The sequence below is a fragment of the Roseateles sp. SL47 genome (genome assembly GCF_026625885.1).
GTDB lineage: Bacteria > Pseudomonadota > Gammaproteobacteria > Burkholderiales > Burkholderiaceae_C > Roseateles.
Genome location: NZ_CP113068.1, coordinates 2,154,674 through 2,172,674, shown reverse-complemented (window position 1 = coordinate 2,172,674; position 18,001 = coordinate 2,154,674). Strand labels below are relative to the sequence as shown.

Sequence of the window (18,001 nt, the reverse complement as noted above, 5' to 3'; positions counted from 1 at the left end):
CGAGGGATCGGGCGGCTCGATTGCCTTCCCGCCGGTGCCGCACGGTTCGGCCATGCAGATCCCGCTGCCGTTGTGCCGCATTCGTTCATTCAGGAGCACCCACACGATGAGCCTTCCAGGCAAACAGGTTCCAGCACTGCAGAACCGTTCCTTCCTCGTCCTGCTGACGCTGGTGACCTTGGGATTTGGCTGGATCCTCTGGCCGATGGTGGGCGCGATTCTCTGGGGCGTGGCCCTGGCCATCGTGTTCCGCCCGCTGTATCTGTGGCTGCTGCGCAAGCTCAAGCGGCCCAATGTGGCCGGGGTGGTCACCATCCTGCTGATCGTGCTGCTGGTGGTGGTGCCGATGGTCTATGTGACGGCCGCCCTGGTGCGTGAGGCAACGGTGCTGTATGAGATGTTCAAGTCGGGCAAGTTCGACTTCCACACCTACGTGCAGCAGATCTACGGGGCCATGCCGCGCTGGATGATGGAGGTGCTGGAACGGCTGGGGCTGCAGAACCTGACCAGCCTGCAGGACCGGCTGGGCTCCGCGCTCAACCAGATCAGCCAGTTCGTTGCCACCAAGGCGCTGGGCTTTGGGCAGGACACCTTCGACTTTGTGGTCAGCTTCTTCGTGATGCTGTATTTGTTGTTCTTCCTGATGCGGGACGGCGACCAGCTGTCCAAGCGCATCCGCGATGCGCTGCCGCTGCAGGACGCCTACAAGCGACAACTCGGCGACAAGTTCCGCACGGTGATCCGCGCCACGGTGAAGGGCAACATTGCGGTGGCGGCGCTGCAAGGCGCGCTGGGCGGGTTGGCCTTCTGGGTGCTGGACATTCACGCCCCGGTGCTGTGGGCGGTGCTGATGGCCTTCCTGTCGCTGTTGCCAGCGGTGGGGGCCGCACTGGTGTGGGCGCCGGTGGCGATCTATCTGCTGGCCACCGGGTCCGTCGGGCCGGGCGTCGGCTTGATCGTCTACGGCACGGCGGTGATTGGCCTGGTGGACAACCTGCTGCGTCCGCTGCTGGTGGGTAAGGACACCAAGATGCCGGACTATGTGGTGCTGCTCACCACGATCGGTGGCATGGCGGTGTTCGGTATCAACGGCTTTGTGGTGGGTCCGCTGATCGCTGCGATGTTCATCGCGGTGTGGGACATTGTCGCGGCAGAGCGGCGGTATCCGGATGCATGAACACATCCCCGTGCTGTCCGAAGAAGCTGCGACCAGGGATTCAGTGAAGCGCAGCACTTTCAGTCAGGCACTCACCGCCCCACCAACAGCGATCGGCAGCGCCAGACATCGGCGCGATGATCTGCCGGCAGTCCCGCCGCAGGGGTGCTGTGCTGTTTGAGCCAGCGCCCTTTGTCCTTTCAGGCACCACGATAAAAAAGGCCAGCATCTCTGCTGGCCTTTTTGCTGGACCGATCAACCTCAGCTGCGGCTCATCGTCGCCTTCAGCGTGGTGCTCAGCAGGTCCAGGCTCTCCGCAATGTGAGCACGCGTCTCGACCGACTGCCCGCCCTTCGCCTGGGCCGCACGCAGATCCGATTGCAGTTGCGTGGCATGCAACCGCATCAGGGCGAAGGCATCCGCCAACTGCCCCGACGCGTTGCCATGCGTCAGGTTGGCCTGCAGGCGACGCAGATACTCCCGCTGCAGATTGCGGCGCAGACGGTCAATCTCGCCCCCGGTCTTGAGTTCGCTCCAGATGGAGGACTGCAGCGTCCCATACACCTCGTTCAGCGAGATGATGCCCTTGCGCTGCGACACCGGCACATAGTTGGGCAGCTCCATCAATCGGACTGCCGTGCTCACGCTCAGCAGACGGTTCATGGCCGACAACTGCACCAGCGACACCGCCCCCGGGATGCTCACCCACTGCGGCCGCGCAAACTCCACATAGTCCGCCGTCAGCGAGCTCAGGAACTCCGGCTTGAACCGGAAGCTGTCCGCGCTGAACAGGCCCGTGGCCAGGAAACGCAAGGCCTCGCGCTGCTTGGCCGGGTCCACCGGCGCCAGCGCCGGGCGAGCAGCACCGGGCACGTCCCGCGTCGTGTACATGCCGCCCACATACTTGCCCACCAGTTCCGAGGCACGGGCCAGTTGCGTGAAGCCGTTGATCAGCGAGCGGCGCTGACGCAGCGGATCTTCCCCCGCCACAGGTTTGCGGTTCTGCACCCGCGTCCACAATTCCTGCGAAAGCTTCAACCGCTTTTGATAATAAGACAGCGGGTCATCCCCGAGGTCAAAGCGGTTGATCATCGGGTCCATGCCGTCGTAGGGGCCAAAGCCGCCCGCGTCGGTGTCATCGGCATATGCATGGCCGGGGTCGGTATTGCGGGATGCAATCCGAGTCAGCTCGTCCGCTTCCTGCTCCTTGGGCAGCTGCTTGTAGGCATATTCAATGGCCCAGTAGTCGTAGGCCCCCAGCGTGGTGTTGTTGTAGGTGGTGGGCGCCTCGCCTTCCAGCGGAATGTTGTAGGCGTTGTAGTCCATCACCGAGCCGGAAATGCCATGGGCATCGGTATAGCTCTTGTCCTTGAGCTGCGCCTGCGTCACGGTGGTCGAGGCCTTGAAGTTGTGCTTCAGGCCCAGCGTGTGGCCCACCTCATGCATGATCACATCCTTGATGCGGGCCTGCACAAAGGCCTCCGCCTCCGGGCTGTTCGGGTCGATATCGCCCCGCGCCTCCAGAATGTCCAGCGCGAAGTTCATCTCCGACGCCGCATCCATGGCGTAGGTGCAATAGCTGGCATTGCGACCTTCACGCCACCCCTGATTGATCTGCGACAGCGCCTTCTCTTCGTCGCTCAGGCTGGTCAGGCGCGGTGTGTCCTCACTGATGAAGGCGCGGCCGCCACGGGCAAACACATCACTCATGCCGATGTCGGCATCCAGGATCTCGCCCGTACGCGGGTCCACATGGCTGGGGCCGATGGCAAAACCCACGTCCGCCCCCACAAACCAGCGGATGGACGCATGTTGCGCATCCATGTTGTCCCAGTCCGCATCATCCGGCTGCTGCCTGGCCACCACGGCATTCTTGAAACCGATCTTCTCAAAGGCCTTGTTCCATTCCAGGATGCCCGCCTCCACCGCCGGCCGGTACTTCGGCGGAATGTTCTTGTCCATCCAGTAGACGATCGGCTGCACCGGTTCCGACAGTGCGGCGGACGGATCCTTCTTCTCCAGGCGCCAGCGGTTGATGTAATGCACCCGCGGGTTGGCCCTGCTGTCGTCGCTCAGGTCGGTGAAGGACTCGCTGAAATGGCCCAGGCGACCGTCGGCACGCCGGGTGGGCATGGCCGCTTCCGGCAGCGCGCGGAAGTTGTAGACAAAACCCATGAACATCGAGCGCGGGTCCGGCGTCACCATCGGCGGCGGCGGCACCGGGACCGGCGGCGCCACCAGGGGCGGCGCCGGGATGCGCGGGGTGAAGTAGTGCACGCGGGCGCTCAGCGTGCTGAGCGTCTCGTCCGCCCGGGTGGTCTCGAAGTAGGAATTGCTGCGGTCCACCGAATAGGGCAGGCGGAAGGCCATCTCCATGCGAGTGCTCATGCCCGGGATGTCCGTCAGCAGCAGGCCGGCATCCACCAGGAAGGATTTGCGCTCCGGATGGTCGGCGCTGGCCACCGGCCCCGCCGCCAGCAGGCTGGGAGAAAACGCCTCTTCGACCGCGCGCTTGCCGCCGCCTTCCGCCCGGAAGCGGGTGTTCAGCGCCACCAACTGGATGGTGTTGCCCACACGTCGCCACTCGGCCATCACGTCCGGGCCCATCTGGCTGGCATAGAAACCGCGTTCGCCAATGGAGTTGGAGATGTTGATGGTGAACAGGAAAGGCTTGTTCAGCATCGAACGGGGAATCTCCAGCCACACCTTTTCGTCCCTGCGCAGGATCGGGAACAGGCCGTCCTGGCGCTTGGCGTCACGGGACACTTCGGCGAAGGGCTTGGGGGCGGTCGGGTCGGCTGGCGGTCGGGCTGCCGTCATCGGTGCGCTGGCCCCCGGCGAGCCTGGGGCACCGGAGGCCGCAGCCGCAGGGGCTGTCGCCGCTGATGCCGGCGATGCCGGGGCGGAAGCCGCCGCGCCACTACCGGCAGGCGGCGTCGCGCAGGCACACAGCAACAATGACGCCACGGCAATGGCGGACAGCTTGATCGAATCCGAAGTGGTCATAAGGCGGATCGTGGAGATAGTAAAAATGTGCAGCGTCGGGTGGCGGCAGCGACCGGCGCAAGCAGGTGGAACAACGGACCTGAACTGTCGACGCACGCTGCGGACCGGACAGCCGGGCACTCTGCGGCGCGCCGCCCCAGCCGTCAATTCGCAAAAGCCAGCAAATCTCAGCCAGCAAATCTCAGCCAGTAGATCTCAGCCAGTAGATCTCAGCCAACAGATCTCAGCCGGGACGTCGCAGCCGGGACTTCGCAGATGGGCGAACATCTCCGGCCAGGTCGCCATGGCGTGCACGATACCGCAGCTCCACCCCCATGACGGAAGTGACTCAGGGCGCCCCCCTACACTGCAGGGCATGAGTACGTCCGCGCCTGTCCGCCGCACCCATCTGCTGTATTTGCATGGGTTCCGTTCATCCCCGCACTCCGCCAAGGCGCAACGCATGATGCGCTGGGCAGCCGACCACCGGCCGGATCTGGTGCTGTGCTGCCCGCAATTGCCGCCCTCGCCGCAGGACGCCATGGCGCTGGCCCGCTCGCTGGTGCAGGACTGGCCGCGTGACACCATGGCCATCATGGGCAGTTCTCTCGGCGGCTTTTATGCCACGTATCTGTCGCAGCACACCGGCGCACGGACGGCACTGATCAATCCCGCCGTGGACCCTGCCCGCGACCTGGCCGCCTACATCGGCGAGCAGACCTGCTGGCAGAACCCGGAAGCGCGTTTCTTCTTCCGACCGGAATTTGTGGGCGAACTTCAGGCGCTCACCGTCGGGCCGCTCACCCACCCAGACCGGCTGATGGCGGTGATCGCCAAAGGCGATGAAGTGTTGCGCTGGGAGGAGATGGTGGGCCGTTATCCCGGCAGCCACCTCCGGGTGCTCGAAGGCGGCGACCATGCCCTGTCGGATTTCGACGACCATCTCCCGGCCATCACCGCGTTTCTCGGCATGTGACGGCGATAGCCCTTGAGACGTCGGAGCAGCCGCTCGACTTTATTGCGGCGCGTCTCCCTGTCGGGGACTCATGGCCCTCGTCAGCACAATTCATGAGCAGATGCGGCGAGCAGGCACACCCGAGCCATCGGGATGCAGGACGCAGCCACCGACTGCCTGGAATGCGACCTCGGTCGATTCCGAGCACGGGTTCTCGCCAGCAAACCGACGCCACCCGCGCCCATGCTGGCGGTGGCACTGGGGGGAGAGGCGGATCACGCCTTCACGAGCCAGGAGCCCTTCTTTGCCCCCTCTCCAGGACGCAGAAGGCTCGATATTTGGCTGCGCGTTCAAGACGCTTGCTGCTTACTTCAGGCAGAAACGCAGGATGGCTTCGGCGACGGCCTGGGGCGCTTCGCGCTGCGGAAAATGGCCAACACCATGGAGCACCTGCCGCTCGTATCTTGCCTTGAAGAGTGGCTCGCGCCCCTTGGAACTGTCGGGGTGGTTGCAGGTGTCGGCGCTGCCATGCAACACCAGCGTCTGTACCGACAGCACTGGCGCCGGGTGCAGGCGTGCCTCGTCCTGGGCATAAGCCGGGTCGCCCTCGGCGAAGCCCCAGCGGTGACGATAGGAGTGCAGCACGATTTCAGCCCAGTCCTCCCCCTGGAAGGCCGGTGCGGCCTCATCGAAGTCAGCCTGCGCATACCAACCCGCCGGGGCCCAGGTGTCCCACATCATTCGCGCGAAGTCTTCGCGCTCGTGGCGCACCACCTGGGCGCCACGGGGTGTGGCCATGTACCAGTGATACCAGTAGTTTCGCGCTTGCTGCAGCGCCAGCGGCTGGTTCGGGTCGTTGGTCCCGTAACCCACTGACAGCATCACCAGGTGCGACGCCACGCCATCGCGCAGGCCGCAGGCGTTGGCGGCGGCCCGAGCGCCCCAGTCATGGCCCATCAGCATGGGCCGCACCAGTCCGAGCACGTCAATGAAATCCAGCAGATCACGGCCCAAGGCCGCCAACTGTCCACTGCGGGGCGTGGCGGCATCGCGAAACTGCGTCGGCGCAAAGCCCCGCAACGCCGGCGCCACCACGCGGTAGCCGGCATCCACGAGGAGGGGCGCCACGGCCTTCCAGCACTCGGGACTGTCCGGCCAGCCATGCAGCAGGACAGCTGTTCGGCTTCCCTGCGGGTTCCATTCCAGATAAGCGATGTCGAGCCGTTGGGTTGCGGCAAAACGGTAACGGTTCATCGGGGCTGTCTCGTGTCATGAAAGAGATTCAGCGTAGCTGGACGACACCCTTCGATTTAAGAATAATCCCTCGCAATTAATGATTTTTTGCGTTGAATGTTCGAATGGACGACTCCCCCATCGCAGACGGCCCACCGCTGGACACGTTGCTATTGCGCACCTTTCTTGAAATCGTGGACAGCGGCAGCTTCGCCACAGCGGCGGAACGGCTGGCGCTGACACCATCGGCCGTCAGCGGACACATTCGGCGGCTCGAACAGACCACCGGCGCCAGCCTGTTGGCGCGTACCACGCGCCGCCTGGAACTGACGCAGGCTGGCGAGACCTTGTACGCCTACGCTCGCAACATCCTTGATCTGGAACGCGCAGCTCGCGCCAAGCTGCGGGGCGCACCCTTGCGCGGACGGCTGCGTATCGGCGCCTCGGAAGACTTTGCCGCTACCTGGCTGCCCCAGGTGCTGCAACGCTTCCGGCAATGGCATCCCGAGGCCAAGATCGAGCTGAAGGTCGGCATCACCGCCGATCTATTGCGCCAACAGGAGCGTGGCCGCCTGGATCTGGTCTTTGGCAAACAATGCAGCCGAGCCGAGGCCAGTGGCACCTTGTTATGGGAAGAGCCGCTGGTGTGGGTGTTTGCCGCAGACCAATGGCTGACGGTCGACGAACCGCTGCCGCTGGCGGTCTTTCCCGAGCCATGCGTCTATCGCGAATCGGCGGTCACGGCGCTGGGTAAAACGGATCGAGCCTGGCACATTGTCTTTGAAAGCAGCAGCATGGCTGGTTGCTTGTCGGCGGCGCGAGCGGGTTTTGCCGTCACCGTCATCGCCGACAGCCAGCGCAGCGAAGGCTTGCGTGTGCTCAATCGCGAAGACGGCCTACCCGCATTGCCTGCGGCGCGCTTCTACGCCTTCCCGGGCAAACACAGCCCGGTCAGTGCGGCGCTCATCGATGCAGCCCGGCGGGCCGGTCAGAGCCGTCTTGGCCATCGCGGGTGACGGGACTGATCGACGGTGAAGCTGCATGCTTGGACCGCGCAGCCGCCCCGACTGCCCGCAGAAAAACCCGGAGGTTCAACAAGCTGACGTTCAAGCGGCAATCAGTGCTTGATCTGCGCGAATGCGGCTGCGGCGATCTCCAGGCGTTCACTGCCGCCGCAAAGTGGCCTCAGCGCAATGCGTGTGATCAGCCCCTCGGCCGACGAATGGCCCACACCAGCAAGGCTGTGACCAGCACCGTCAGGATCACGATCAGGCTGACCACCACCACAAAGCCGTGGGGATGGTCGAGGAACGGAAGGCCGCCGACATTCATCCCGAACAGGCCCGACACCAGATTGATCGGCAAGGCCAGCACCGTGACCATGGTCAGCAGATACAGCGTGCGGTTGTTTTCCTGGGCCACCCGGGCGGCCGTTTCATCCTGCACGGCACGGATGCGTTCCTGCAGCGCCTGGATGTCGCGCAGCACCAGCGCGAATTCCTCGCTGGCCTGCTGCAGCTGCTGTTTGTCCGCTTCCGCCACCCAAGCCGGCGGGTTGGACAGCATCCGCAGCAACGCACTGGGTTCCGGTGCCAACAGACGTTGCAGGCGCACCATCAGCCGCCGCAACTGCGCCACTTCGTTGTCCGTGCCGGGGCGACGGCCGGCCAACAGCGCGTCTTCGATGTCGTCCACCCGTTCGGTGGCCTGGCGAACGATGCGCTGCAATTCATCTGCCTGGTCCCGCAGCAGGTGGTCCAGCAGCCCCAGCGTGGATTGAGGTCGGTCCCCGCGCTTCACCGCCATGCGCAACCGGTCCACCGACCGCAGCGGCGAGCGCCGCGCGCTCAGCACCAGATGCTCGCTGACCTGCATCCACAAGGTGGACACATCTTCCACATCGAAAGCGAAGTCGAAGGTGACGTCGTTCAACACCGCAAACAGCTGCTCGCCGTCCCGTTCGATGCGAGACGAGCGTGAACCCGCCTGCTGCGCTTCCATGAAGCTGTCGGCCAGCACCGCATGGCGGGCCAGCCAGGGCATGGCGCCGGCATGGCTCAGATTCAAATGCAGCCAGACAAAGCCGCCCTCGGGCTGATCCAGCCATGCCTGGGCCTCGCTCAGCGTCGGCAGCGCCTCGGTGGGGCGCTCCGGGTGAATCCAGAATCCGCAAATGAGACCATGCTGGTCGGACCCATAGGACGACACCTGCGGCGTCATGGACACCGGGTTCCTGTCCACGGAGGGCCTGGAGCCGGCGGGGACCTCGGAGAGCGATTCAGACACAGGTTCAGCCATCAGCAGAAGTTCCAGGGAGGCGCGCTATCGCCTGCCCCATGCGCAGTGTCTGGCCGGTGGCCAGGCCCGGCAGCCATTCGATGCCGGGGGGCAGGAACACGATGATCGTCGACCCCTGCTCAAACCAGCCCATTTCCTCGCCACGTGTATGCGAATGGCGACAGTCGAAGCAGTGCGGACCGGGATGGTCCGGCCGCAAAGTGAGGTCCAGTGCATGCAGGCGCAGGCTGGCCACCAGAATCGCCGCCACGGGCACCAGCGCGATCGGTGTGCCGTCCGGCAGACGCGCTTCGATGGCCGCCCGCACATTCCGACAGAACAGGCGCTCCACCCGTTTCAGCGCAATCGGATTCACATTCCAGGTGTCGCCCGCGATGTGCGTGACCCGCTCGATGGTGAGGTCGGCCGGTGCATGGAAGCGGTGGTACATGGAGGAGGTCAGCCGCAGCGTCAGGTAGCGCCCATTCAAATAAGGCGCCGCGCGCTGCGCGTCCCCGAACAGTTCCTGGATGCCGTAGGCCATGCCCTTGGCCTGCAGGGCCATGCCGCGCTCGACCGTGCCCAAGGCGCCCACCACCGCATCACAGGGGCTCACCAGCAGCGACGGGTCGGCCTCCACCGGCCGCATGCCCGGCCGCAACCGCCGGGTGAAGACCTCCCGCAGGCTGCGGTACTGCCGCGGTTCCGCCTCGCTCAGGTCCAGATCGGTGAACAAGCGCCAGATGGCGACCGAACACCGCGTCAGCCACGGGCTGTTGATCCGGCTGTACCAGCCCATGAAACGGGTCAGCGCCAGGCGCGGCACCCGATTGGTCAGGAGGAAATTCAGTTGTTCCTGTTGGGTCAGACGATCTCGCCAACTCGCCAGTTTCATAGACATGTCAATCGCATCCGGTACATCTCGCCACTGTGCCAATCCTGTGTGACAAGACAGCACTTAAAGGCCATTGCCATGAATCCTGATTTTCTCTCCGCTTTAGCAGCCGCCGGCCTGCTGACCGCCGCCCTTGCGCTCGCGCCCAAGGGCTGGCGCCGGCTCCAGCTGTCGCGCGCCAAACATCCGTCGCTCGCCGGGCATTCGCGGATGGCGGTGCGCCTGGCGCGGTGGATGCCGTCACAACGTTTTGGTGACGACCGCTTTTTCCAGGCGGACGATGCGCCGCTGGAGATGGCTGCCCGCCGCCGGGCCAGCTTCGACGCCTTGTCGCTGACGCTGCGGGAACGGCATGCCCGCAGCGTGGCGGCCACCCAGGCCCTGAAGCCGGGCCTGCCGGATCTCCAGTTCACCAGCAGCTACCGCGTGCCGCCGCCCTTCAGCCCGGTGGTGCAGACGGCCCTGCCCCTGGGCGCAGTGATGGCCCGCAGCGACGGCCACTGGCTGACCGACCTGGACGGCCAACGGTTCATTGATCTGGCGGGCAGCTATGGCGTCAACCTGTTCGGCTACCCGTTCTACCAGCGCTGCATTGCTGAAGGCAGCGCCCGGGTGGCGGAACTCGGCCCGGTGCTGGGGGTGTACCACCCGCTGGTGGAAAGCAATGTGCAGCGGCTGCTGGCGCTGTCCGGCATGGAGCAGTTGTCCTTTCACATGTCCGGGACCGAAGCGGTGATGCAGGCGGTGCGTCTGGCCCGCTACCACACCGGCCGCACGCATCTGGTGCGCTTCTGCGGTGCTTATCACGGCTGGTGGGACGAGGCTCAACCGGGGCCGGGCAACCCTTTGCCGGCCGAACGCACCTACACCCTGCGGGACCTGCATGCCCGCAGCCTGCAGGTGCTGCGCACACGGCGGGACATCGCCTGCGTGCTGGTCAACCCGCTGCAGGCGCTGCATCCCAACAAGCCAGCACCGGGGGACGGCTCGCTGGTGGACAGTTCACGGCGCGCCGCCTATGACCGGGAGGCCTATGCCGCCTGGCTGAAGGAACTGCGGCAGGTCTGCACCGAACGCGGCATTGCACTGATCTTCGATGAAGTCTTCATGGGTTTCCGCCTCGGCTTGGGCGGGGCGCAGGCCTATTTCGGCGTACAGGCCGATCTGGTCACCTACGGCAAGACCCTGGGCGGCGGCCTGCCGGTGGGCGTGGTCTGCGGCAAGGCCGCCTGGATGAAGCGCTACCGGGAGCAGCGCCCGGCGGACATCTGCTTTGCCCGAGGCACGTTCAATACACATCCCTATGTGATGGGTGCGATGTCGGTCTTCCTGGATGCCTTGGAAGATCCGGCGTGGCAGCGGACGCTGCGTGAGCAGGACGAGCTTCAGGATCAGCGACGCGCCCGGCTGAATGCGGCGCTGGAAGCGGCCGACCTGCCGCTGCGGGCGGCCAACATGTCGTCCGTCTGGACGCTCTACTACCTGCAACCCTCCCGCTACAACTGGATGCTGCAGTACTTCATGCGGGCCCAGGGGCTGGCCCTGAGCTGGGTGGGCACCGGCCGCATGATCTTCAGCACCGATTTCAGCGAGGAGGACTTCGATGAGGTGCAGCGGCGCATCCTGGCGGCGGCTCAGGCCATGCGAGACGGGGGCTGGTGGACCGGCCCGGCGGATCTGACCAACAAGGCGATCAAGCGCCGCCTGCTGCTGGAGACGCTGGGGCTGGCGCGCTGATCGCGGGGACCGGCGCTCACCAGCGCGCTGGTCTCAATGCGTCTGCACGGGTGAAGACGCGGCCGTTGCGGGAGCACTGGCCGGGGAAGCCGGGGGCGCGGTGGCGGCTGAGGCCGCTGAGGCCGCTGAGGCCGCTGAGGCCGCGACTGTAGCCGCTGCAGTGGCAGCCGCCGCCTTGCGCTCCGCCATTTCCTTCACCACGCCATCCACGGCCGCCACCACGGCCTCCGGATGGTCCCGCTGGATGTAGTGCCCGGCGCCCTCCACCGGCTCGATGCGTTTGCCACCGGTCAGGGGCAGCCAGTTCGGCTCCAGCCCATGCACCATGGCTTCGAAACCGCTGATGGTTTCTTCCTGCGTGTAGACGGTTCGCGTCAGCACCCGCACCGGCACATCCGGGCGCCGTTTGGCGAGCAGGGCATCCACACAGTCGGTCTGCATGTTGTATTCCACCTGCAGGATGCCCCGGAACACTCGCCGGCTCATGCTCTCCAGCATGTTGGCCATCAGCGGCACTTCCACCTGCATGCGGCGCGTGTGCATCGGATGCACCGCATCCACCAGCACCAGGCCGGCCACCTCATCGGGATACAAACGCGAGAAGGCGTATTGATAGAGCCCGCCCATCGAATGCCCCACCAGCAGATAGGGCGGCTGCACGCCGGAAGCATGCAGCAGGTCATGCAATTCGGTGGCAATGCCGCAGGGGTTGCGAGGGGTGGGCGGCGTCGCGGAGCTGTCGCCGTAGCCAGGGCGGTCGTAAGCAAACACCGAATAGCGGCTGCGCAGTTCGCTCAGCACCGGAATCCAGGGGTCGCGTCCGTCGCCGATGCTGGACTGCAGCACCACCACCGGCTTGCCCTGCCCGACATAGGTGTAGACCACCGGCCCGCCCACCAGGCGCTGGGTGCCGGTATTGGGCATGGCGCTGCAGCCTGCGAGCAGCAAAGCAAGCAGCGCGGGGGACCAGGCCCGCAGGGACAGGACAGGCGCCAGCCAGCGGCGCCAGGGCGGCAGGGACATGCAGGAACCTCCGGACAGGGACGGACATCCGGCGAGCCGTCCCGTGAGGTTCCGGTGGGCTGACCCGACAAGGGGTCAGCCGCGGCCCTCAGGCAGCCTGCTCGCCGTGCCCCGCATTCTGCCGTTCCATCAGCACGTGATGCATGGGATCCATGCGCTCACCGCGCAACAGATGCAACGGAGCGCGATGGTAGAGCTGAATGTCGTGGAAGGGGTCGGTGATGATCTTGGTGGCCCAGGCCAAACCGGTGCGCAGGTCGCGGGTGACCGCCAGTTGCAGCACGCGGAACACCAGCCCCCCCACGCCCAGCCAGAACCAGATCAGGCCAAGCTGGTGGAGGTACTCCACAAAGCTGGTGGCCGGGGCGAACAGGCCCCAGAGGCCGGGCTGCAGCCACAAGGCCACCGGCGAGGCTGCCCACAGCGCCATCAGCACGATCTTGCGACGCAGGTTGTAGCCAATCTTGATGGCTTCCTTGTGCTCATGGGTGGCCTGGTTCACCTCATCAAAGCCTTTGGGCTCGAAGAAGAAGTGGCCCGCCTGACGGCTGGTCATGGACACCCCCCAGGCCAGCAAGGCGGCCCAGGCCGGATCCACCAACAGCAGGCCGTAAGCCACCACAAAGCAGCAGGCGCTCAACAGGTGCAGCGACTGGTTGATGCGGCAGTGATGGTAGTAGCGGTGGTCGTCCCAGCGCTGTTCATTGAGCAGGTCCAGAAAGTCCTTCATGCGGCCCTCGTCCAGATAAATGATCAGGAATGCCGCACGCACCCGACGGCCCGGTGTCGCTGCGGCATGGCAGAGACGTGGCAGTTTCATGGCGCCAGTGCGACGGCGACGTGGCGACTGTGTCGCGCCGCTGTTTCAGGCGCGTGACGACCCGCAGCGTCACACAACTGTTGCGAACGGCGACCATCATTCCGGCATGACAAGCGCGCCGATCGAACTCGAGGTGGACGAGCTACCCACACGCCAACGGTACTTCCGCGTGGCCGTGGTGACGGAAACCTATCCGCCTGAAGTCAACGGGGTGGCCCGCAGCATTGCCTGCGTGGTGAAGGGCCTGCAGGACCGCGATCATGCGGTGCAACTGCTGCGCCCCCGCCAGGCCGCCAGTGATGCCGCCGGGCCCCGCTCGGACGAGGTCCTGATGCGGGGCCTGCCGGTGCCGCGTTATCCGCATTTGCGCATGGGCGTGGTGTCCAAGCGCACGCTGGTGCAGCTGTGGGCCAACCGTCGGCCGGATGTGGTGCACATCGCGACGGAAGGGCCGATGGGATGGTCGGCACTGCAGGCAGCGCGTCAGCTCAAGCTGCCGGTGGTGTCGGAGTTCCGCACCAATTTCCATGCGTATGCCCAGCATTACGGCATTGGCTGGTTGCGCCGGCCGTTGCTGGCCTATCTGCGCAAGTTCCACAACCGCTGCCACAGCACCATGGTGCCCAACGCCACGCTGGCGGGGGAGCTGATGGCGCAGGGCTTCCGGCATGTGAGCGTGATTGCGCGCGGGGTGGACACCCAGCTGTTCGACCCTGCCCGCCGCAGCGAAGCCTTGCGGGAGCAATGGGGCGTGGCCCCGCAGGACCCGGTGCTGCTGCATGTGGGCCGGTTGGCGGCAGAAAAGAATCTTCAATTGCTGGTGGACCTGTGGCCGACGGTGCGGCGCCACCATCCCCGCGCCCGGCTGGTGCTGGTGGGGGATGGCCCTGCCCGGGCCGAACTGCAGCAGCAACTGCCGGAGGCCATCTTTGCCGGCATGCGCCATGGCGAGGATTTGGCCGCCCACTACGCCAGCGGCGATGTGTTTGTGTTCCCGAGCGTGACCGAGACCTATGGCAACGTCACGCCGGAAGCCTTGGCCAGCGGGTTGCCAGTACTGGCCTATCACTACGCAGCGGCGGCGCTGCTGGTGCGTCACGGTGTGAATGGCGCGACGGTGCCGTTGGGCAGCGGGGCTGACATGTTTTCAGAGCGGCTGCTGGGGTTGCTGGAAGACCGCCAGCGCCTCACGGCGATGCGTGCCGCAGCCCGGGAGGGCGCCGAATCGATGGGCTGGGACGGCATCGTGCAAGGGATCGAGCAGGTGTATGCGGCGGCCATTGACGGAACCAGCGTTGCGCTGCGGGCCAGCGCCGGTTTGCTGGCGCCGCCGGTGCGGGCGTGAGCCCTTGCACTCAACGCTCCGGCAGAACGCCACTGCTGCCTGTTGCTACTGGTCGTTCTCGTTCTGACGGCGGCACTTGCCGCCCTCGGCGGCGAAGCATCAAGGTGACGACCGTCAGGCTGACAAACACACCCAGCCCGCTCATCAGCCACACCAGCGGGACGCCCCACGCCTGAAGGCTCGTGTAGAGCCCCAGCATCAGGAGGATGCTCAGATTCTCATTGAAGCCCTGCACCGCAATCGAGCGGCCCGCGCTGAGCAGTTGCACACCCCGGTGTTGCAGCAGCGCATTCATCGGCACCACCATCGCCCCTCCCACCGCCCCCACCAGCACCATCGCCGGCAGGGCCCATTCCAGTGAGCGCACCCAGGGGGTGGCCAGCATCAGCAGCCCGAGCAGGAGACCCAGCGGCAGTACCCGGATTGCGTGATGCAAGCTGATCCAGCGGCCCGCCAGCCCGGCCCCCGCCACCACCCCAATGGCCACGGTGGCTTGCAGATAGGCGCCCTGGTTCAGCCGCAAGCCCAGCACATCCTGCGCCCATTGCAGCACCGCCAGTTGCAGCGTGGCGCCTGCGCCCCAGAACAGCGTCGTCATCGACAGCGACAGCCGACCGCCCAGACGATCGCGCCACAGCATGGCGTTGGACGCCAGAAAGTCTTTCAGAATGGCCACCGGCTGCCGGGGTGAACGGGCATACACCGCTCCACTCTCCGGCACCCGCCATTGCAGCACCGCAGCCGTGGCATACAAGCTCAGCAGCGCCAGCAGCGACCCCATCAGCGGACTGCGCAGCGGCCACCCGGCCGCCACGCTCATCCACCAAGGGCTGACCAGCAGCCCCCCCACCAGCGTGCCCAGCAGCACCGAGCACACCACCGACACCTCGATCCACCCATTGGCCGCCACCAGACGCCCGGGTGGGACGATTTCAGTGATCAGCCCGTATTTGGCCGGTGCATAACAGGAGGCCGCCACCCCCACCACGGCAAACGCCGCCAGCGGGTCCAGCCCCAGCACCATGGCGCCGACGCCCAGGGCCTTGAGCCCATTCATCCAGGTCATCAAGGCGACCTTGGGCACCGCGTCGGCCAGCAGCCCCACCGCCGGCGCCAGCAGCACATAGGCCAGGGTGAAACAGAGTTTGAGCAGGGGCGCCCACCACACCGGCTGCCCCATCTCCCGCAGCAGGGCAATGCCCACAATCAGCAGGGCGTTGTCCGCCAGCGCAGAAAAGAACTGGGCGGCGATGAGCGTATAGAAGCGATGAGGCATCGGCGCGGCGGACGAGGCCGCTCAAAGTGAAGGGATACAGACCCAGGTGCCGCCGGAGTGTGAAAGCCCCCGGTGACGCTGCCTTGACAGGGCGTTGACAGCACGTTGACAACAAATTGACAACAAAGGGGGTCTGCCGGGCCATCCGGCCACAGGTCGGAAAGTCAACCATGACTCCACGACCGGAACGAATTGACACCGAGCCCGCTCTACCCGCCGCTCGGGCGTCGCGCCGATCAGCGACAATGCCACCGCTATGTTTGCCCTGTTCGAAGACGCCGGAAAATTCCTCGCCGGCCGCGTGATGTCCGAAGCCGAATCCTCGATGCAGATCGAACTGGATTCGGGTAAGCGCGTCAAAGTGAAATCCGCCAACGTCCTGCTGAAGTTCGACAAGCCGTCCCCGGCTGAGCTGATGGCGGACGGGCAGCGGCTTGCCCAGGAGATCGACCTGGACCTGGCCTGGGAATTTGCTCCGGAGAACGAGTTCGGTTTTGCCGACCTTGCACGGGACTATTTCGACGCCAAGGCCTCGATCAGCCAGCAGGCCGGCGCGCTGTTCCGGCTGTTTGAAGCGCCGCATTACTTCCGGCGCATGGGCAAGGGTCAATTCAAGAAGGCGCCGGCGGACATCGTCAAGGCGGCGCTGCTGGGCATCGAGCGCAAGAAGCAGATTGCCGCCCAGATCGAAGAATGGGCCGGTGAACTGGCAGAAGGTCGCTGCCCAGCCCCCATCACCGAGCAGATCTACCGCATTCTCTTCCGCCCGGACAAGAACGGCCCGGAATACAAAGCCCTGGTGGAAGCGGCCCGCCGCAGCCAGAAGGCGCCGCTGGACCTGCTCAAAGACGCGGGCGCCATCACCAGCCCCTATCAATTCCACTGGAAGCGCTTCCTGTTCGAGCACTTCCCCAAAGGGACGGCCTTCCCGGCCCTGTCGGCGCCGGCCATCAAGGACGAACTGCCGCTGGCGTCGGTACGCGCCTTCTCCATCGACGATTCGGCCACCACCGAAATCGACGATGCGCTGTCGGTCCAGGGGCTGGGCACCGGCTCGGTGGTGTTCGGGGTGCATATTGCCGCCCCCGGCCTGGCCATCCAGCCGGACTCCCCGGTGGACAAGGTGGCGCGGGACCGCTTCAGCACCGTCTACATGCCGGGCTGGAAGCTGACCATGCTGCCCGACGAGGTGGTGCAAACCTACACCCTGATCGAAGGACGCGACTGCCCGGCCGTCAGCATCTACCTCACGATGGACGAGGCCACGCTGGAGATCACCGCCCGCGAAACCCGCCTGGAGCGGGTGCCGATTGCGGCCAACCTGCGCCACGACAAGCTGGACAAGGTCATCACCGACGCCACGCTGACCGGCGCCGAACCGGCCGACTACGATTTCGCCCCGGAGCTGGCCTTTGCCTACCGTTTGGCCAAGGACCTGAAGGCCAAGCGCGAAGTGGTGCGCGGCAAGCCAGAGACCTTCAACCGGCCCGACTACAACTTCCGCCTGGAAGGCAACGGCGACCATGAGCCGGAAGGCACCGAGCAGGTCAGCATCGGCGTGCGCCAGCGCGGTGCGGCGCTGGATCTCATCGTGGCCGAAGCCATGATCCTGGCCAACAGCAGTTGGGGTGCTTTTCTGGCCGAATGCGGTGTGCCCGGCATCTACCGCAGCCAGGCCAGCCTGGCGCCCGGCATCAAGGTGCGCATGGGCACCAAGCCGGCCCCCCATGCCGGCATGGGCGTCAGCCAATACACCTGGGCCACTTCGCCGCTGCGCCGGTATGTGGACCTGGTGAACCAGTGGCAGATCATTGCCTGCGCCCGCCATGGCCGCACGGCCGCCCTGGTGGCGCCGTTCAAGCCCAAGGACGCCCAGCTTTTCTCCATCATCTCCGGCTTCGATGCCGCCTACAGCGCCTACAACGGCTTCCAGTCGGGCATCGAACGCTACTGGACCCTGCGTTTTCTGAAGCAGCAGGGCATCACCGAGCTGACGGCGGCGGTGATGAAGGAAGGCCTGGTCCGTGCGGACGATCTCCCGCTGGTGTTCCGCGCCCTGGGTTGCGAAAGCCTGCCCCGTCACAGCCATGTGAAGGTGCGCATCACCGGACTGGATGAGCTGACGCTGGATGTGCATGCCAGCCTGGTGGAACGCCTGGATGCGGTGGCGACGGCGGATGACGCTGCAGACGCGGAAGAGGACGAAGAACCCAGCGGCGTGCTCACCCTGGCCATCGACGTGAATGCGGAGGATGCGCCGGCCGCGTCCTCGGAAACGGCGCCCCCGGGCGCTTCCTGA

At 65.6% G+C, this 18,001-nt stretch carries 13 protein-coding genes; 6 read left to right on the top strand and 7 right to left on the bottom strand.

Annotated features, from left to right (window positions below):
* Positions 1-106 precede the first annotated feature (106 nt).
* Positions 107-1,177, top strand: coding sequence for an AI-2E family transporter (locus OU995_RS09365; protein WP_267835251.1), 1,071 nt, complete (start codon positions 107-109; stop codon positions 1,175-1,177).
* Between the two features lie 240 nt (positions 1,178-1,417).
* Here the strand turns inward: OU995_RS09365 and OU995_RS09360 are convergent, their stop codons facing one another.
* Positions 1,418-4,162 carry a zinc-dependent metalloprotease gene (locus tag OU995_RS09360; RefSeq protein ID WP_267835250.1) on the bottom strand — a complete coding sequence of 915 codons (2,745 nt, stop codon included), beginning with the start codon at positions 4,160-4,162 and terminating at the stop codon, positions 1,418-1,420.
* A 355-nt stretch (positions 4,163-4,517) separates the two neighbouring features.
* Here OU995_RS09360 and OU995_RS09355 point away from each other — a divergent pair, with 355 nt between their 5' ends.
* Positions 4,518-5,117, top strand: a complete 600-nt coding sequence (locus OU995_RS09355) for a YqiA/YcfP family alpha/beta fold hydrolase (protein WP_267835249.1) — start codon at positions 4,518-4,520, stop codon at positions 5,115-5,117.
* 345 nt (positions 5,118-5,462) lie between these two features.
* Here the strand turns inward: OU995_RS09355 and OU995_RS09350 are convergent, their stop codons facing one another.
* Entirely contained in the window at positions 5,463-6,350 is an 888-nt protein-coding gene (locus tag OU995_RS09350; RefSeq protein WP_267835248.1) for an alpha/beta fold hydrolase, read from the bottom strand.
* 104 nt (positions 6,351-6,454) lie between these two features.
* On the opposite strand from OU995_RS09350, the gene OU995_RS09345 reads away from it, so the two are divergent.
* Positions 6,455-7,345, top strand: coding sequence for a LysR substrate-binding domain-containing protein (locus OU995_RS09345; protein ID WP_267835247.1), 891 nt, complete (start codon positions 6,455-6,457; stop codon positions 7,343-7,345).
* A 187-nt stretch (positions 7,346-7,532) separates the two neighbouring features.
* Here the strand turns inward: OU995_RS09345 and OU995_RS09340 are convergent, their stop codons facing one another.
* Together OU995_RS09340 and asd are read right to left on the bottom strand one after the other, a co-directional pair.
* Positions 7,533-8,627: a transporter gene (locus OU995_RS09340; RefSeq protein ID WP_267835246.1), complete on the bottom strand. Its 1,095-nt coding sequence runs from the start codon at positions 8,625-8,627 to the stop codon at positions 7,533-7,535.
* Complete coding sequence (gene asd, locus OU995_RS09335) at positions 8,620-9,507, bottom strand: archaetidylserine decarboxylase (RefSeq protein WP_267835245.1); 888 nt, start codon at positions 9,505-9,507, stop codon at positions 8,620-8,622. The genes OU995_RS09340 and asd overlap by 8 nt, the downstream gene beginning before the upstream one ends.
* 72 nt (positions 9,508-9,579) lie before the next feature.
* On the opposite strand from asd, the gene OU995_RS09330 reads away from it, so the two are divergent.
* On the top strand, positions 9,580-11,238 hold the full coding sequence (locus OU995_RS09330; protein ID WP_267835244.1) for an aminotransferase class III-fold pyridoxal phosphate-dependent enzyme: 1,659 nt from the start codon (positions 9,580-9,582) through the stop codon (positions 11,236-11,238).
* A 33-nt stretch (positions 11,239-11,271) separates the two neighbouring features.
* On the opposite strand, the gene OU995_RS09325 is transcribed toward OU995_RS09330, so the two are convergent.
* Positions 11,272-12,261, bottom strand: a complete 990-nt coding sequence (locus OU995_RS09325; RefSeq protein ID WP_267835243.1) for an alpha/beta fold hydrolase — start codon at positions 12,259-12,261, stop codon at positions 11,272-11,274.
* Positions 12,262-12,349: 88 nt separating this feature from the next.
* A complete protein-coding gene (locus OU995_RS09320) occupies positions 12,350-13,081 on the bottom strand; it encodes a hypothetical protein (protein ID WP_324288731.1) in 732 nt (243 codons plus the stop codon).
* Between the two features lie 106 nt (positions 13,082-13,187).
* Here OU995_RS09320 and OU995_RS09315 point away from each other — a divergent pair, with 106 nt between their 5' ends.
* Positions 13,188-14,426 carry a glycosyltransferase family 4 protein gene (locus OU995_RS09315; protein ID WP_267835242.1) on the top strand — a complete coding sequence of 413 codons (1,239 nt, stop codon included), beginning with the start codon at positions 13,188-13,190 and terminating at the stop codon, positions 14,424-14,426.
* Positions 14,427-14,436: 10 nt separating this feature from the next.
* Here OU995_RS09315 and lplT read toward each other — a convergent pair whose 3' ends face one another.
* Positions 14,437-15,702 (bottom strand): lysophospholipid transporter LplT, encoded by a 1,266-nt coding sequence (gene lplT / locus OU995_RS09310; protein ID WP_267835241.1) that lies wholly within the window; start codon positions 15,700-15,702, stop codon positions 14,437-14,439.
* A gap of 256 nt (positions 15,703-15,958) precedes the next feature.
* Between lplT and OU995_RS09305 the strand changes: the two genes are divergently transcribed.
* Positions 15,959-18,001: a ribonuclease catalytic domain-containing protein gene (locus OU995_RS09305; RefSeq protein WP_267835240.1), complete on the top strand. Its 2,043-nt coding sequence runs from the start codon at positions 15,959-15,961 to the stop codon at positions 17,999-18,001.

Bases quoted from the DNA above. Each gene is read 5' to 3' on its own strand.
- OU995_RS09365 (WP_267835251.1), top strand. From the start codon at position 107: ATGAGCCTTCCAGGCAAACAGGTTCCAGCACTGCAGAACCGTTCCTTC.
- OU995_RS09360 (WP_267835250.1), bottom strand. From the start codon at position 4,162: ATGACCACTTCGGATTCGATCAAGCTGTCCGCCATTGCCGTGGCGTCA.
- OU995_RS09355 (WP_267835249.1), top strand. From the start codon at position 4,518: ATGAGTACGTCCGCGCCTGTCCGCCGCACCCATCTGCTGTATTTGCAT.
- OU995_RS09350 (WP_267835248.1), bottom strand. From the start codon at position 6,350: ATGAACCGTTACCGTTTTGCCGCAACCCAACGGCTCGACATCGCTTAT.
- OU995_RS09345 (WP_267835247.1), top strand. From the start codon at position 6,455: ATGGACGACTCCCCCATCGCAGACGGCCCACCGCTGGACACGTTGCTA.
- OU995_RS09340 (WP_267835246.1), bottom strand. From the start codon at position 8,627: ATGGCTGAACCTGTGTCTGAATCGCTCTCCGAGGTCCCCGCCGGCTCC.
- asd (WP_267835245.1), bottom strand. From the start codon at position 9,507: ATGTCTATGAAACTGGCGAGTTGGCGAGATCGTCTGACCCAACAGGAA.
- OU995_RS09330 (WP_267835244.1), top strand. From the start codon at position 9,580: ATGAATCCTGATTTTCTCTCCGCTTTAGCAGCCGCCGGCCTGCTGACC.
- OU995_RS09325 (WP_267835243.1), bottom strand. From the start codon at position 12,261: ATGTCCCTGCCGCCCTGGCGCCGCTGGCTGGCGCCTGTCCTGTCCCTG.
- OU995_RS09320 (WP_324288731.1), bottom strand. From the start codon at position 13,081: ATGAAACTGCCACGTCTCTGCCATGCCGCAGCGACACCGGGCCGTCGG.
- OU995_RS09315 (WP_267835242.1), top strand. From the start codon at position 13,188: ATGACAAGCGCGCCGATCGAACTCGAGGTGGACGAGCTACCCACACGC.
- lplT (WP_267835241.1), bottom strand. From the start codon at position 15,702: ATGCCTCATCGCTTCTATACGCTCATCGCCGCCCAGTTCTTTTCTGCG.
- OU995_RS09305 (WP_267835240.1), top strand. From the start codon at position 15,959: ATGTTTGCCCTGTTCGAAGACGCCGGAAAATTCCTCGCCGGCCGCGTG.